Origin of the sequence: Amphibacillus cookii, from assembly GCF_016908375.1 — a bacterium.
Lineage (GTDB): Bacteria > Bacillota > Bacilli > Bacillales > Amphibacillaceae > Amphibacillus_C > Amphibacillus_C cookii.
On sequence record NZ_JAFBDS010000007.1, the window covers coordinates 235,149 to 250,728 of the forward strand.

Below are 15,580 nucleotides of genomic sequence, written 5' to 3' on the forward strand. Positions count from 1 at the left end.
TTATGTAAGTGAGGTTCGAAGGTTAATAAAGAGGGGGAATTTCTATTGTTAAGACGTTTTTTTGCTTATTACAAGCCTTACAAAGGTTTATTTTTTTTAGATTTCATATCAGCTATTTTCGTTGGTTTACTAGAATTAGCTTTTCCACTAGCTGTTAATTATGTTATCGATCAATTATTACCAGCTGGTGAGTGGAGTGTTATCTTATGGGCATCACTAGGATTACTGGCTATTTATGTTCTAAATACGGGGCTTCATTTTATTGTGACATACTGGGGGCATATGCTAGGTATTAATATTGAAACAGATATGCGCAGTAAATTGTTTAAGCATATGCAGCAGCTATCATTTGGTTATTATGATAATAATAAGACAGGACACTCGATTTCCAGATTGACAAAAGATTTAGAAGAAATAGGTGAAGTGGCTCACCATGGACCTGAAGATGTATTTGTGGCGTTAATGACTTTGATCGGTTCCTTTATCATTATGATGTCGATTGATTTTCAACTCGCCTTAATTATTTTCACAGTCGTTCCATTGATTGTTATATTTGCGATTCATTTTAATAAAAAGATGACGCAAACATTTAGACGTATGTTTCACGATGTAGCAGATATTAATGCACGTGTGGAAGATAGCATTGGTGGAATTCGTGTTGTAAAAGCTTTTGCTAATGAGGCGCATGAACAAAAGCAATTTGGTGAGAATAATAGTCAATATCGTCGAACGAAACTAACATCCTATAAGATTATGGCTCAAAACGTGACAGCGAATTATATGTTAATGCGCTTAATTACTTTATCTGCTCTTATGTTTGGATCGTACTTTGTGATTGGAGCAGATCTAAGCCACGGGGAATTTGTCGCCTTTATTTTGTTGACTAATATTTTAATTAATCCGATTCAAAAAATTAATGCAGTAATTGAAAGTTATCCAAAGGGATTTGCAGGTTTCAAGCGCTATACTGAGGTGCTGGATACCGAACCGGAGATTCAAGATGCTGAGGACGCCATTGATTTAGACATGCTTGGAGAGATCAAGTATCAGCAAGTTGATTTTGGTTATCAAGGTTTAGAAAAAGTTTTAAATAAGATTGATTTAACGATTTCGCCAGGAGAAACGATTGCATTTGTTGGACCTTCAGGTGCAGGTAAAACGACGTTATGCAGTTTATTGCCTCGATTTTATGAAGTGACAGGTGGTGCAATTACCATTGATGGTGTTGATATTCGCCATATTAAGCAAGCATCATTACGAAGCCAAATTGGTATTGTCCAACAGGATGTCTTTCTCTTTTCGGGGACAATTAGAGAAAATATTGCATATGGAAAATTGGATGCGACGGATGAAGAAATCATAGCGGCCGCAAAGAAAGCGCGCTTAGATGATTTTATTCAAATGCAACCCGAAGGGCTTGAAACGGTGATTGGAGAACGTGGTGTGAAATTATCTGGTGGTCAAAAGCAACGTTTGTCGATTGCCCGAATGTTTTTAAAAAATCCGCCCATATTAATTTTAGATGAAGCGACGTCTGCGCTTGATACAGAAACAGAAATCGCTATTCAAAAATCTTTAGAAGAATTGGCACAAGGAAGAACAACGCTTGTCATCGCCCACCGCTTAGCAACGATCAAACATGCCGATCGTATTGTGGTGGTCACGAAAAATGGCATCGAAGAACAAGGTTCACACCAACAATTAATTGAACAAGATGGTGCCTATAGTCGTCTACATCAAGCTCAATTTATTTAAATCGAACCGGGTAACTGTAACGACAGTTACCCGGTTTTTCGTTATTTAATATTTACTTTTTGTTGACAACAATCGCTATGCTTCAAGGCACGTCTTAAGCACCACACCTTCCTTGTGATAAGTGTTATTTAATAGCTTTCTAGCTTATTCGCATGTAGGGAGATTTAATAGAAAATATAGTTAGCGCTAAAATGGAATGTTTTTCAAAGAATGTTTATGATGATTTATATTCACAAAAGTCGAATTTTGTCGATATTTTAAGGGTAAGCAAAATAATTTATTTTAGAAAGAGGGGACAAGATGAGAAAGACTAGTATTAGAAAAAAGATTTTAATCTTTATTCCCGTGGTTATCATAGGTATGCTCGTACTGTCTATCCTTAGTTATAAATTCTCAGAACAGGAATTGGAACAACAAATTGCTGAGAAGATGGATTATTTATCAAATGACATTGTTCACTTTACTGATACGCAATTAGTCAGTCATCAAAGGTTGGGGGATTCGATGGGGGCGTTGGCATCAACGATAGGAACGAATTTAACCCATGACGAGTATGCAGATGTATTTGAACAGTTTCTTGTATTAAATGAAGATACTTATGGGATCGGTGTTTGGTTCGAACCGTATAGCTATCATGAAGACGTCGAATATTTTGGCCCTTATAGTTATAAAGAGCAAGATCAAATAATTTTTACTGATGAATTTGAAGATCCAGACTATGATTATCCGTCACATGATTGGTATCTAGCTGGTGCGGATACAGGTGAAGTTTCATGGACCTTACCATATTTTTCTGAAGTTCTAGGGACAAGCTTAATTACAACAAGTATTCCTTTTTATCAAGAGAACGGTGAATTGTTAGGGATAATTTCAAGTGAAATTGATATTGGCCAGTTACAACAATTCATCGCAAGTATTGATACAGGTACTTCAGGTGAGGCGTTCTTATTAGCAGACGACCAATCCTTTATCGTTCATCCTGATGGTAATGATGGCGTGGGGAGAAGTTTGGCTGATGATTCTCAGCTTGCTTCCTTGATGGATGCGCTGAACGGTCAAGAATCAGGTGTTCACCAAACGGAGTTGGATGCTGGTGATGCGCATATTTATTATCAACATATCCCGAGGACTAATTGGACGTTAGGGCTAATTATTCCAGATCAAGAAGCTTATGCATCGTTAAATCAGTTGCTAGTACAAATGGTTGTCATTACAGTTGTTATTATTATTCTTTTTATTATTATAGCGATTATTCTTTCTAATCGAATCACAAAACCTGTCCAACGTTTGAATGAAAAAGTTAGTCATGTTGCGGCGGGTGACTTATCGGTTTATATCAAGCCAACGACATCAGACGAGATTGGGGAACTAACGGGTAACTTTAATGAAATGGTCAAAAACATCCGGGGATTAGTCGGATCAGTGCATACGTCTGTTCATACGGTTTCAGGTGCAACAGAGCAGTTGAGTGCTGTGTCAGAACAAACGACTGCTTCTAGTGAGGAAATTAGCCGCGCCATGAATCAAGTGTCGCAAGGAACGAGTGAAGCAGCCGATTTCGCCGAACAAACCAATCAGCAAACGGTTCACTTATCAGAGCAATTAACGAATCTCGTTAAACAAACCGACCAATTAAAGCAGTATTCAAATGAAGTTGCAGATATTAATACGCGAGGCCTGGATCAAATGGGAACGTTAAAATCTGGAGCGAATCAATCTCTTCAAGTCGTTAATGAGATTGGTACTGTAGTGAATAATTTGTCAACTCAAATTGTCGAGATCGGTACGATTGTAAATACGATTAGTGATATCTCTGAACAAACCAATTTACTGGCATTAAATGCGTCTATTGAAGCCGCGCGTGCAGGTGAACAAGGGAAAGGTTTCGCAGTGGTAGCTGAAGAAGTGCGTAAGCTAGCAGAGCAAACCTCTGGTGCAACAACGAACATATCTGAAATGATTCAGAGCATTCAAAAGGTTTCAAATGAAGCCGTCAATCAAATTGCTACGACACAAGATATTACGTCTCAACAAAATCAAGTAGCAGAAGAATCTTCGCAATTATTCGAGGACATCTCAGAACAGAATCAGCGTATGGTTAATGCGATTAATACAATAGGTGAGGATCTTAATCAAATTGATCAATACAAGGAAAATGTCGTTGAATCCATTAGCAATATTGCTTCAATTCTTCAACAAACAGCTGCTTCAAGTGAACAAGTAGATGCATCTGCTTCTGAACAATTGGAAGCATTAAAAACAGTGACGGAATCAGCAGAAAGTCTTCAGGCATCAGGTGAAGCATTAGAAAAACAAATGAAGCAATTTAAAATAGAAGAATAGGCATGAAGAAGGGTTGTATACTATTTGACGTTGGTGAAGGGAATTCTCCATTTCATGCGTTTGTGAAATGGGGGTAGACTTTCGCTAACGTCTTTTCTATTTCTCTAAAAATAGAAATGGGTTCGGTCATCCAGTGATTCGCTTTCCGCAGGCACGGCTTCAGCTAACTCATGTGCGCACCAAACGCGCACATGAGTGGATCTTCAGCTCGTGCTATTCCTGCAGGAGTCTCATCACTTCCTGACCGAACCCGTATGAATTTACGTGTAGATAGACATTTAAATTAAGTTAAGATCTATTGAATCGAAACCAGCCCAAAATGCACCTAATCAAACAAACATCCACTTATAAAATCGGCAATAATTCTCACCAACGTCATTTGACAAAGAACCTGAAGAAGCGACGCTACAAGGTTTCAATTGTAGTGTCGCTTTCTTTTTACCTTGAAATAAGCTCGTTTATTTCCTAAAGGATGCGTAAAAGAGCATATTTCTAGCTGTTTTTTTATTATACAGTAACACGCGTTCTAACAAGACGGCTGCAAAATGTTGAGACTTTGTTCAAATCTTCTGTTTGAGGAACGAGTTCAACTTTTAAGGTAACGGCAAGTTCGGTATGAACAAAAAGCATATCTCTAAAATGATCAACAGCTCCACAGAAATAAGGGTAGAAGCTGTCGCCCGTACCGAATATTCCTGTCATCAGGTGACCGACACTTTGTTGCTCGATTTCGTAATAAAGGTCGTCCATCTCAGGTGGTAATTCACCATTTCCCCATGTATAAGTGCCGATCGCTAATACATCGTACGTCGCCAATTGCTGATAATCAACTTCGTCAATCGTTAAAAAATCAACATGATCGATGTGCTTAATCATTTCATGATAGATGGCTTCAGCTAATATGCTTGTATTTCCAGTGACTGAACTATAAACGACTAAGGCTTTCATCAGATCATTCCTTTCTAAAGCTCGTCAAATCCATTTGAAGATGAAACTTTCGTATAGGTGCGTGATTTTTGTTCGAAAAAGTCAGACTTGGTTTCATTCATCATTTCGTCGCTAAAGACGTGAATCCAGGCCATTGGATTGTCGCGCTCAGGATAATAGTTATCGAGGCCGATTTGTCGAAATCGTTTATTTGCAAGATATTCAACGTAATGATGGAACTCATTAAGATCAATACCCTCAATATCTTTTAAAATATAATCAGCCCATTCTTTTTCAAGTTGAACCGCATGATCAATCGTTTGATAGGCAAAAGAAATATTCTCATCTGTGTTTAATTCAGGATTTTCTGTTAATAAAATACGAATAAATTGTGAGATGAAATAGGCATGTTGCATTTCATCACGTTGAATGTAACTAATCATTGTACTTGTTTTTAACATTTTTTGCTGGCGGGCTAAATGATAGAAAAAGGCAAACCCCGCATAGAAATAAATCCCTTCCAAATTGATTGAATTGATCGCTAATTCAAATAAACGTTGTGGTGTTGGCTCTTGATGAAAGGCATCATAACTATCGAGAATTAGTTGATTACGTTTTTGAACAATAGGGTCAGCTTTCGCTTGGTTAAAACGCTGATTTTGTTCATCCACTGGGACAAGTGAGCTTAAAATATAAGAATATGATTCGTTATGCACGGCTTCTTGCTGGGCAATAACAGCAAAAATAGCTTTAAAGCTAGAGTCAGTCACGTAATCCATCACTTGTGTCATTGTTGGTGTTTGTAGACTATCTAGTGAAGCGAGCTGTGTATTAATTCTTAAAAATACATCACGCTCAGTCTCAGTGAGATGGTCCCATTGTTTAATGTCATCTTGCATATTAATTTCTTGTGCCTTCCAAAAATTTGATAGCAAAGTTTGATACAAATCATACATTTGAGGATAGGCGATATCATTCCAATTTAATAAACCGGAGGACTGACCATTAATCAGTCCTGTTGATTTATTAGGATAGGTTGGGTTTAGTAATTTTATTTTTGTTAAAGGTGTATCGACAAAGCTCATTAGAAAATCCTCCTTAACTATGACATGCTTCACATTCATCGATTTCGGTTTGGGAAGTACTGCGTACATAATAAGTTGTCTTTAGTCCATGTTCCCATGCAGCTAAATGTAAATTCAATAAATCCCGTGCTTTAATATCGTGTCGAACATATAAATTAAAGCTAATCCCTTGATCAATATGACGTTGACGGCGGGCGTTTTGTTTAATACTCCAGACCTGATCTAATTCGTGACGTGCACGACGATAATACGTGTAAGTGACATGATCTAAATCAGGAACCGTTACTTTAAATTTAAAGTTTTTCTTTTCTTCAGCGTACTCTACCGCATAAATGGGATCAATGCCATCCGTTGAACCACCAATTTTAGCTGTTGAAGAATTAGGAGCCACAGCCATTAACCAGCCATTACGCAAACCTTTGTTGGCCACTTTTTTACGAAGTTGAGTCCATCGTTCACTCGTGTAGTTGCGACGTTCGAAATACCGACCTGTTTGCCATTCTGAACCCTCAAATTTCTGATATGCGCCTTTTTCTTCAGCTAACTCCATTGAAGCTTGAATTGTATAATAAGCAATATCCTCATATAATTGATCGGCATAATCAACAGCTTGATCACTCTCCCAATGAAGGTGCTCTAAAGCAAGAAGGTGGTGCCAACCGAATGTACCAAGACCGACGGCGCGATATTTTTGATTCGTTGCTTGGGCTTGTCCAACACTAATTGTATTTAGATCAATGACATTATCGAGCATTCGTACTTGAATTCGAATCAGTCGCTCTAATACTTGTCCTGGCACCGCAACTGCTAAATTGATCGAAGACAAGTTACAAACGACAAAGTCCCCTGGTTTTCTAACGATGACAATGTTGCCATCTTGATCTTGAAATTCTTTTACAATAGAAGTTGGTGACATATTTTGTGCAATTTCCGTACATAAATTACTAGAATAAATGGATGTACGTCCAACTCCACGGTCATGCTTATTTGGATTTTGACGGTTAACTTCATCACGATAGAACATATAAGGTGTTCCAGTTTCAAGTTGTGCGACCATTATTCTAGCCATAATATCCATTGCTCTATAAGTTTTTCTTGGTAATAGTGGGTGATTGACCGCTTCTTGATATTTTTCTGAAAAGTATTTATCGTCTACCTCATCATAAAAATCTTCTAATCCAAGCGGTTGGCCATTTTCATCTTTCCAACCCATCACTTGCTTTACTTGATGTGGACAGAACGTATGCCATTCACCAATACTCTTTCCATTTTCATCGGTCACTTGCAATTGTTCCATAAATAAGTCGGGAATAGAGACGCCTGTAAAAATATCATGTGCTTTTCGACGCTCATCACCGTTATTTGTTTTTAAATCTAAGAAGCCATTCATGATGTCTTTATGAAAGACATCGAGATATACAGCGACGGCCCCTTGACGTTGACCAAGCTGATCGACGCTTACTGCGGTGTCGTTAATCAAACGTATCCAAGGAACAATGCCTGATGAATTTCCTTTAAATTTCTTAATATCAGATCCAAGTGCACGTACTTTCCCATAATAGATCCCGATGCCCCCGCCACCTTTACTAAGACGAGCGATGTCCCAGTTGTTTAAATAGATACCATCAAGTGAATCATCGACAGTATCGATAAAGCATGAAGAGAGCTGGCCGTAACTTTTCCCAGCATTTGACAAAGTTGGTGTGGCTACAGTCATATAAAGATTTGATAGGGCCCAATAAGCTTCTTTAACTAGATCGAGACGTTTGTCTACTGGTTCGTTTTGCATGAGTGTCATCGCAATAATCATAAAGCGTTCTTGTGGCAGTTCATAAAGATTGCGCTCGTGGTCTCTAGCTAAATAGCGATCAGCAAGCAAGAACAAACCAATATAGTTGAATAATTGATCACGCTCAGGAACAATTTCTTGTTCTAGCTCCTTTAACTCCTCTGTTGAATACGCTTGTTGTAATGCCTGATCATATATACCTTCTTTTGTTAATTGATCAACTAATTTTGAAAAATTCCCATATTTTAAATGGTGATGATAACTTCTATTGATACTTGCTTCACGATAGAGTTGATTTAAATAAAAATCGGCTGCAATAAACGTCCAATTCGGCTGATCCATTGCAATTTGGTTCAATGCATAAAATAATGCTGTTTGGTTTGCTTCTTCTTCATTGTTTTTCACTTGATTAACTTTGTCCTTCAATGCAGTTAGATCAACATTGTGTTTTGTAGCAAGCTCATCTAACTTCTGTTCAATACGTTCAGTAACTATTGCCATTTTAGGGGTCCTCCTTATGTCTTACAGATGAATTTTTCCACTAGTTATGTAATTAAATAAAAATAGATAGACAAACGCACATTCGATGTTACTGAGTGAATGGGGGTAAGTCTTTCTTATATTTAAGAATGTTGAAAATTCTACTGTATCGCTGACTTATCTTTGAAAGCATGGATAAACAAAAATACTATATATAGTGATGTCGATGTCTTTCAATCACTATATATAGTATATTAGCGCATAAAAATGTGTTTGTCTATTAAAACGAACTAAAAAGTTTAGAAAGTCTTTTACTATTATCGCAATGTTTGATTGAAAATAACATAGGTAATTTAGCCTAATAACAAACAAATATAAATCTTAAGAAACACACGAAATTAAAATGACTTGATAGCTTTATCACAGATAACCGTATGTAAAACACCCACCTCAAAATACAGAGCAGCGCTCATCCATTTAGATAGGAGACAACTTGAGGAACAAGAGCTGTAGAAGATTAAAAATCATATAAGGTTAGCAAGTTATTATTATATTACTTTCTTCCTTTTCTGCATTCAAAATCAAATTACTACTTGTATTCATATTATCTTCAGTATAGTATATTAGATATAGTTTGTTTGGCCGATAAACTATCATTCCGACAAAAAATGTAAGCGTTTCAAAAGGAGGCGGTGAAGGTGATTAAACCTTTTAGAAAGAAGAAGATAACAAAGACTATCGGTTTAAAGAAAAAGAAAGATATAACAAAAGAAAGGAAATTAAAATCATTTCATTTACATAACATTTCGATTGGTGGGAAATATGGTCTAGCTATTTTAATTATTTTTATATTGTTAATGATTTCAACGACCTTGGTTGCTCTATCAGTTATTCAATCCCAATCAGATATGAGAATGTTGCAGGAACAAGGAGATCGTGCCTTATTAACGAATGAATTGAGTTCAGAAATCAACGCTAAAGCACTAGCGGCGCTTTCCTATGTTCAATTTGGTAATGAGACACATATGAATGATTTTGAAGAAAGAAAGGAACGTGTCAACTATTTATTGGATCATTTAGATGAAGGCATCAATGGCGATCAGCAAGAAACGCTTTTCAATGAAGTAGTTGATCATAATCAGAGCTTGGATGAAATGTTTTATGAAGAGTTGGTACCAATTGTTGGTGAGGCTGAAACGACTGTTCGCTTATATGTGAATCGTTATACAAATTTAACTTCAACAACTTCACTTTACTTTGAATATTTACGTGAGCATATTATTGACGATCGAGATGCTGCGGTAGTGGATGCTGAACAAAGCCAAAACTTTGCGCTTGTTATTTTAATAAGTTCAATGCTTGTATCATTTTTAATTGGTCTTATCTTAGTTATTCTCATAAGTCGTCATGTTTCAAAACATTTAAGATCAGTTGTTAACATTAGTGATCGGATTGCTACAGGGGACTTAAATGTTGAATTAATTGATTATCAAGGAAAAGACGAGATTGGTCGTTTGTCAAGTTCAATCAATCAGATGAGAACGCAGTTAATAACAATGATCAATCAAATTAAACAAACCTCTCAGTTGGTTGATCGACAGAGTGAGCAATTATATCAATCTTCAGATGATGTTAAATCAGGTACTGAGCAGATTGCTGCGACTATGGAGGAGCTAGCTTCTGGTACAGAAACGCAGGCGAATCATGCCGGAGATTTAGCTGAGACCATGAGGTCATTTGCTGAGAAAATGACAGCGCTTCATACGAGTAGTGAGACCATTAATGCATCTTCAGATCAAGTATTAACAGAGACAGATTCAGGTAATACAGCAATGACAAAATCGATTAAGCAAATGAGCAGTATTGACCAAATTGTGAAAAATGCGGTAGGGAGAGTTGAAGGGCTTGATCAACAAACCAAACAAATTTCGAAGTTAATTGCTGTTATTAAAGATATTGCAGATCAAACCAATTTATTGGCATTAAATGCGGCGATTGAAGCAGCAAGAGCTGGTGAACAAGGTCTTGGTTTTGCGGTTGTCGCAGATGAGGTAAGAAAATTAGCAGAGCAAGTCAGTGAGTCTGTTACAGATATAACTAATATTGTTATGACGATTCAATCGGAGTCCAAAGAAGTGACGGGTACGCTTAAGCAAGGCTATGAGGAAGTTGCTCAAGGAACGATTGATATTGAAGCAACTGGTGAGCGCTTTAAAGCAATTGAGCAGGCGATTTCTAATATGACTAATCATGTTGATACTGTCATGTCAGGTTTATCGCAATTAGCGAGTGATACCGAACAAGTTAATGGTTCGGTTCAAGAGATTGCTTCGATATCTGAACAATCGGCTGCTGGAGTTGAACAGACGTCGGCCTCAGTAGAAGAAGCTTCAAGTGCAATTGAGGAGATATCTGACGGTGCCAATACTTTACGTCAATCGTCTAAGAAATTAACTGATTTAGTAAAGGAATTTAATTTGTAGTAACTACCAAAGCGCAAGACATTCATATGCGCCGTATTACGTTATGGAGGAACATGATGGTTAAAATATCCGTATGCCAATATTGGCATACGGATTAAATATTTTAGTTACATATTATTGACTCAACTTTCACAGTATGAAAGCTAGTTACGATCGCACGCAAAATGGAGAAATCGCATGAAGTATCCCCAGTCTAAGTGGAGATAAGCAAAGGGAGACTTCTGCGGGAATAGGATGAGTTGAAGATCGACTTTAGAAGCGCTCTTAGCTTCTAAAGTTAGCCCTCGCGAAAAGCGAATCCCTAGCTTTTCAGAACGACATAACGTGCTAAACGTAGGAGAAGATTGAATGACTATTTTCAGTGTGCGAACGTTGAGTTATTGATAAAGGGTAAGTTCCGCTTCGATCGCTTGCCGAATCTTATTTATACAATCATCAACGTCTTTTCCTTTTATTCTATGTCCGTTTACAAGGGCATATGGTTTTAAGCGACAAAGTCCACAAAAAGATAAACAATCGCTAATGAGAACAGAGACTTCTGGATATTCTGATTCGAATAATTGCTCGGCTTCTATGGTTTGTAATAGATTACTTTCGCATATTTCGACAATAACAATACCGATTGTAATCACACTCCAATCTTATATGCTATACTAAATTTATCATTATATATTAATATTAGAATTCTGTCAGTTATTATGCTTATTTTAGATTAAGCCGTGTACATGATTGAAATTGATAGTGAAGTGTGTAATCGCAATCTAGCAATTTAGATATTTGTTAGTCAAACATAAGTATTTGTGAAAAATTTCACCATTTTAGCAAACTAAGCAGATAAATAATTATAAAAAATAGAGTTTGTTATTTACTTCACAAACTTTTTTCGTTAATATAGTGATAAGGGTAGGTGTTGGAAATGGCTAAAGATATGTCGACGCGTCAAGCAATATTAGAATTATTAAAAAAATGTCAAGAATTATCAGTGAGTGGTTTAAAAGAGCATCTCGATATTACGGAGATGGCGGTAAGAAAGCATTTAGTGAAATTAGAAGGTGAAGAGCTGATTCGCTCAAGAACCGTTCGTCAACCGATGGGACGACCGGTGATATTTTATCGTTTAACGGAAGAAGGCAACAAGCTTTTTCCGAATAATTATGACAAAGTAGCGGTTGAGATCTTACAAGATATTCAAGAAAGCATGGGGAATGAAGCGATTGATACCCTTTTTAATAATAGGGAGAAGCGGATGCGTAAGAAGTATCAACGTCGTATTTACCAAGATGACCCCCTTGTAGAGCGAGTAAAGCAGTTAGTAGAAGTGCAACAGAATAATGGCTACATGGCGGAATTTAATGAAGACGAGAACATCGATGGTGTTAGTTTTGAGCAATTCAATTGTCCGATTGCAGCCATTGCTGACCGTTATGATAAACCTTGTCAATGTGAGTTGGCGTTATTTAAGGAAGTCCTTGGAACAGAACAAGTTGAAAGGGTGGCTTGTATTGCTAAGGGCGAAAGAAGCTGTAAATATGTCATTAAGGAAGAATCGAATGAGTGAACTGATAAATATAGACCATGCTTCTGTTTCAACAGAAGCATGGTCTATATTGGTAGTAAGACTGTGCGATTGCTTATCCATTAAAAGTAGTGACTGTAAGATCGTTTTTAAAGTAACATCAATTAAGGGATGCATTTTAAAAGTTCTTCGTCATCATAATCGTTCTGCCTCATTTAACGTCGTTTGAAGTATACGCTGAACAGCTTTTTGTTGCTTAATCGATAAATGGCTTAGGCGTTCAATTTGTTCTTTTAAAAGTGGATTTTTAACTAAATAATCAATCGTATTTAATAAATTTTCATCAATGACGGGCTCATTTTCGCTGTTCGTTTGATAAAACTGCTGAAAATCATTTAACAGCTGATCAGTTTGGCTATTTATACCAAGCAAGTGATCGACCGTTTGATTAAATAAGCGACTTAGTTTAATCAAGGCCATTAAATCTGGTAAAACATCACCATTTTCCCATTTGGCTATAACTGATCTTGAAATCGCTAATTCATTTGCAAGCTGTTGCTGAGTCCAATTATACTGCTTGCGATAATATTTTATATTTGTGGCCAATTTAAGCATCATTATTTTATCACTCGCTATCATTTATATCAAAAATATCAATTCATGACGTAATCCTACCATGATTTACACCAATTTATGGGTATATTGTTGTTCTTTTGGTACTCTTGTAGTAAAATGTTCTTATTAAGAACTAAAAGGAGTGGTGAGATGGTAGGGTGTTTACTAATTAATAAGTTAGATTGGAAGAAAAACGGTTTTGATTTGCATTTTTTTGCATCGTTCGACCAATATATTCAAGTCGTTCACCTGGCTGATTATCCAGAATGGCTCTGTATAAATGTACAAGCTGATTCTAAGATTCCAGTATGGCAGATGGCACTTGATCTTGAATGGGCAAATGTAACAACTGGATATGGCTTTGGCGATAACTTTGATCGTGCAAAGGCTGACGCGATTATTACTTTAACCAAGCGAACAGAAGTGAAGATATCTCGCTCAATGCTTTAATTGATGATATCTTTAATATGGATTAAGTTAATCGATATTATCAGTTTTGATAATATCGATTTTTATCACAGATAACTGTCCGTAAAATCCTCGCGTCTAAATAGGGAGTAGATCATCTGTTTAGGCGGGAGCTAACGGACGCTAATGTCCTGATACCCATCAGTGGGTGGGGAAGATCATAGACTAAAACCGCCACGTCCTGTGGCAACGTCTGCAGGACCTACATCCTGTAGGCCCACGTCTACATGAACCTACGTCCTGTAGCCCTCCGCCCACTGATTGAAGGTGTGTTTTATGGTCTACTTGCCATGATATAATACGTAAAAGAGGTGAGCTAGATGCCGAAAGTCACGAGAATAACTGTCCAGAAGCATAATAAAAATCGTTATAATGTATTTGTTAACAGCTCAGGACAAGAACAGTACGGGTTTAGTGTCGAGGAAGAAACGTTAATTAAAGAAGGTTTAAAAAAAGGGCAAGAACTAGATCAAACGACGATTGATGCCTTGTTGCAGGCCGATACATTATATAAAGGTTATAGTCAAGCATTGACGTATTTAGGGCATCGTATGCGATCGATTAAAGAGATGAGAGATTATTTGATTAAGAAAGAGATTGATCAAGACCAGATTGATGCGATCATTAATCGATTAGAAAGTGAGAAACTTTTAGATGATCAAGCTTTTGCTAAAGCATACGTGTCAACAAAAAAGAATACAACGTTGAAAGGTCCGCAACGCATTCAACTGGAGTTAAAGGAAAAAGGCGTACACCAATCAGAAATTGATCAAGCCTTATTGGTTTTTACGACAGAGGAGCAAATTGAGCGCGTTCGGCAATGGTTAATGAAACAAGCAAATAAGTCAAGTCGCTATTCATATAAGCAAGTTTTGTTAAAGCAAAAGCAAACCCTTGTTCAAAAGGGATTTGATAGTACGATTATTAATCAAGCCTTTCAACTGTTAGAGCAACCAAAGGATAATGAACAAGAATGGCAAGCTGTTCTATACCAAGGGGAAAAGCTAAAGAGACGCCAAGCTAAGAAGTATAGTGGTTATATGTTAAAGCAAAAGATCAAAGCCGCTCTATATCAAAAAGGGTTTGATACCGAAGTGATTGACCGATACCTTGATATGCATCTAGATGATGAGTGAGGGGGTTATATACTGGGAATAGATGTGTTTATCACGGATAACCGTCCGTAAACCGCCCATTTAAAATAGAGAGTAGAGGTCATTCTATATAGGTGGGCGCTAACGGTCGCTAATGTCCTGATTCACTCAACTAACAATCAGCGGGGAAAGACACCCCCTGATTGAAGTTTCGTTTTATAGCAATTTCCTTTCTTTTAGATCTTTAATGGCTTGGTGAACATGCTCGACTTCGTGTTGAGCTTGTTTTTTCACGTCATCATCAGCGCTGTTCATGACATAACTGTGTGGTGTCATTCTTAACATGTCTATATCATTATGAGCATCTCCAACGACAGCGACTTCTTCAGGCTTTATGTTCAGCTTTTTAATCAATTTAATAAGCCCATTCCCTTTATTAACACCGACAGGGACGATATCAACACACCTTGAAGCGGACATGAAGCTTTCAATTTGTCCGGGGAATGTTTGGTTGATCTCTTTCTGAATGGGTAATAAGGTTTCTTTTTCAGCTAATAACATAAACTTAGAGATGTTATAGTTGCTTCCAATTTCCTCCGCAATATTTGGTGAGTGTTTTAAAGGGAATTTAAACAACTTCTGAACGTCCCTGACAAAATCGGTCTCATTATCATAGTGAATATGATCAGCAGTTGAAATAAAATAATGAACGGGATATGTTTTTACTTTAGCTAGCAGGGCTTGACTGAGTTTGGCTTCAAAGTGTTGCTTAACAACCAATTGATGATTAACATCAACGACAAACGTTCCATTTTGGCTTACGCGGTGCCCATCGATCTCGATATCTTTAAATAGTTGGACAATTTCTTGATCTGACCTTCCACTGGCTACAGCGATATCGATACCTTGCTTGAACAGGGCTTGAATAGTAAGTCGATCTTGTTCTGTTACATATGTATTGTCTTTTAACAAAGTTCCATCTAAGTCTGTTACAAATAATTTAATCATCGTATCTCCTCGACTTT

12 protein-coding genes are annotated in these 15,580 nt (G+C 37.1%); 6 read left to right on the forward strand and 6 right to left on the reverse strand.

Annotation, left to right across the window (positions count from 1 at the left end; translation table 11 throughout):
• Nucleotides 1–45 precede the first annotated feature (45 nt).
• Both JOE23_RS11855 and JOE23_RS11860 read left to right on the forward strand, forming a co-directional pair.
• Entirely contained in the window at nt 46–1,755 is a 1,710-nt protein-coding gene (locus JOE23_RS11855; RefSeq protein WP_204438649.1) for an ABC transporter ATP-binding protein, read from the forward strand.
• Between the two features lie 300 nt (nt 1,756–2,055).
• Entirely contained in the window at nt 2,056–4,098 is a 2,043-nt protein-coding gene (locus tag JOE23_RS11860) for a methyl-accepting chemotaxis protein (protein WP_204438650.1), read from the forward strand.
• A 507-nt stretch (nt 4,099–4,605) separates the two neighbouring features.
• Here JOE23_RS11860 and JOE23_RS11865 read toward each other — a convergent pair.
• Genes JOE23_RS11865 through JOE23_RS11875 form a run of 3 tightly spaced genes read right to left on the reverse strand, consistent with a single transcriptional unit; the run spans nt 4,606 to nt 8,400 of the window.
• A complete protein-coding gene (locus JOE23_RS11865; RefSeq protein ID WP_204438651.1) occupies nt 4,606–5,046 on the reverse strand; it encodes a flavodoxin domain-containing protein in 441 nt (146 codons plus the stop codon).
• A gap of 14 nt (nt 5,047–5,060) precedes the next feature.
• Nucleotides 5,061–6,110 (reverse strand): ribonucleotide-diphosphate reductase subunit beta, encoded by a 1,050-nt coding sequence (locus JOE23_RS11870; RefSeq protein ID WP_204438652.1) that lies wholly within the window; start codon nt 6,108–6,110, stop codon nt 5,061–5,063.
• Nucleotides 6,111–6,123: 13 nt separating this feature from the next.
• The gene (locus JOE23_RS11875) at nt 6,124–8,400 is read right to left on the reverse strand and encodes a ribonucleoside-diphosphate reductase subunit alpha (RefSeq protein WP_204438653.1); all 2,277 of its coding nucleotides are present in this window, start codon (nt 8,398–8,400) and stop codon (nt 6,124–6,126) included.
• A 677-nt stretch (nt 8,401–9,077) separates the two neighbouring features.
• Between JOE23_RS11875 and JOE23_RS18190 the strand changes: the two genes are divergently transcribed.
• Nucleotides 9,078–10,862, forward strand: a complete 1,785-nt coding sequence (locus tag JOE23_RS18190; RefSeq protein ID WP_204438654.1) for a methyl-accepting chemotaxis protein — start codon at nt 9,078–9,080, stop codon at nt 10,860–10,862.
• 377 nt (nt 10,863–11,239) lie between these two features.
• On the opposite strand, the gene JOE23_RS11885 is transcribed toward JOE23_RS18190, so the two are convergent.
• Entirely contained in the window at nt 11,240–11,485 is a 246-nt protein-coding gene (locus tag JOE23_RS11885; RefSeq protein ID WP_204438691.1) for a DUF1450 domain-containing protein, read from the reverse strand.
• A 293-nt stretch (nt 11,486–11,778) separates the two neighbouring features.
• Here JOE23_RS11885 and JOE23_RS11890 point away from each other — a divergent pair, with 293 nt between their 5' ends.
• Nucleotides 11,779–12,420, forward strand: coding sequence for a helix-turn-helix transcriptional regulator (locus tag JOE23_RS11890; RefSeq protein ID WP_204438655.1), 642 nt, complete (start codon nt 11,779–11,781; stop codon nt 12,418–12,420).
• Between the two features lie 153 nt (nt 12,421–12,573).
• Here JOE23_RS11890 and JOE23_RS11895 read toward each other — a convergent pair whose 3' ends face one another.
• Nucleotides 12,574–12,996, reverse strand: coding sequence for a helix-turn-helix transcriptional regulator (locus JOE23_RS11895; protein WP_204438656.1), 423 nt, complete (start codon nt 12,994–12,996; stop codon nt 12,574–12,576).
• Between the two features lie 147 nt (nt 12,997–13,143).
• Here JOE23_RS11895 and JOE23_RS11900 point away from each other — a divergent pair, with 147 nt between their 5' ends.
• Nucleotides 13,144–13,443, forward strand: a complete 300-nt coding sequence (locus JOE23_RS11900; protein ID WP_204438657.1) for a hypothetical protein — start codon at nt 13,144–13,146, stop codon at nt 13,441–13,443.
• 338 nt (nt 13,444–13,781) lie between these two features.
• Entirely contained in the window at nt 13,782–14,597 is an 816-nt protein-coding gene (gene recX / locus JOE23_RS11905; protein ID WP_204438659.1) for a recombination regulator RecX, read from the forward strand.
• A 174-nt stretch (nt 14,598–14,771) separates the two neighbouring features.
• Here the strand turns inward: recX and JOE23_RS11910 are convergent, their stop codons facing one another.
• Entirely contained in the window at nt 14,772–15,563 is a 792-nt protein-coding gene (locus tag JOE23_RS11910) for an HAD family hydrolase (RefSeq protein WP_204438660.1), read from the reverse strand.
• Nucleotides 15,564–15,580: the final 17 nt, after the last annotated feature.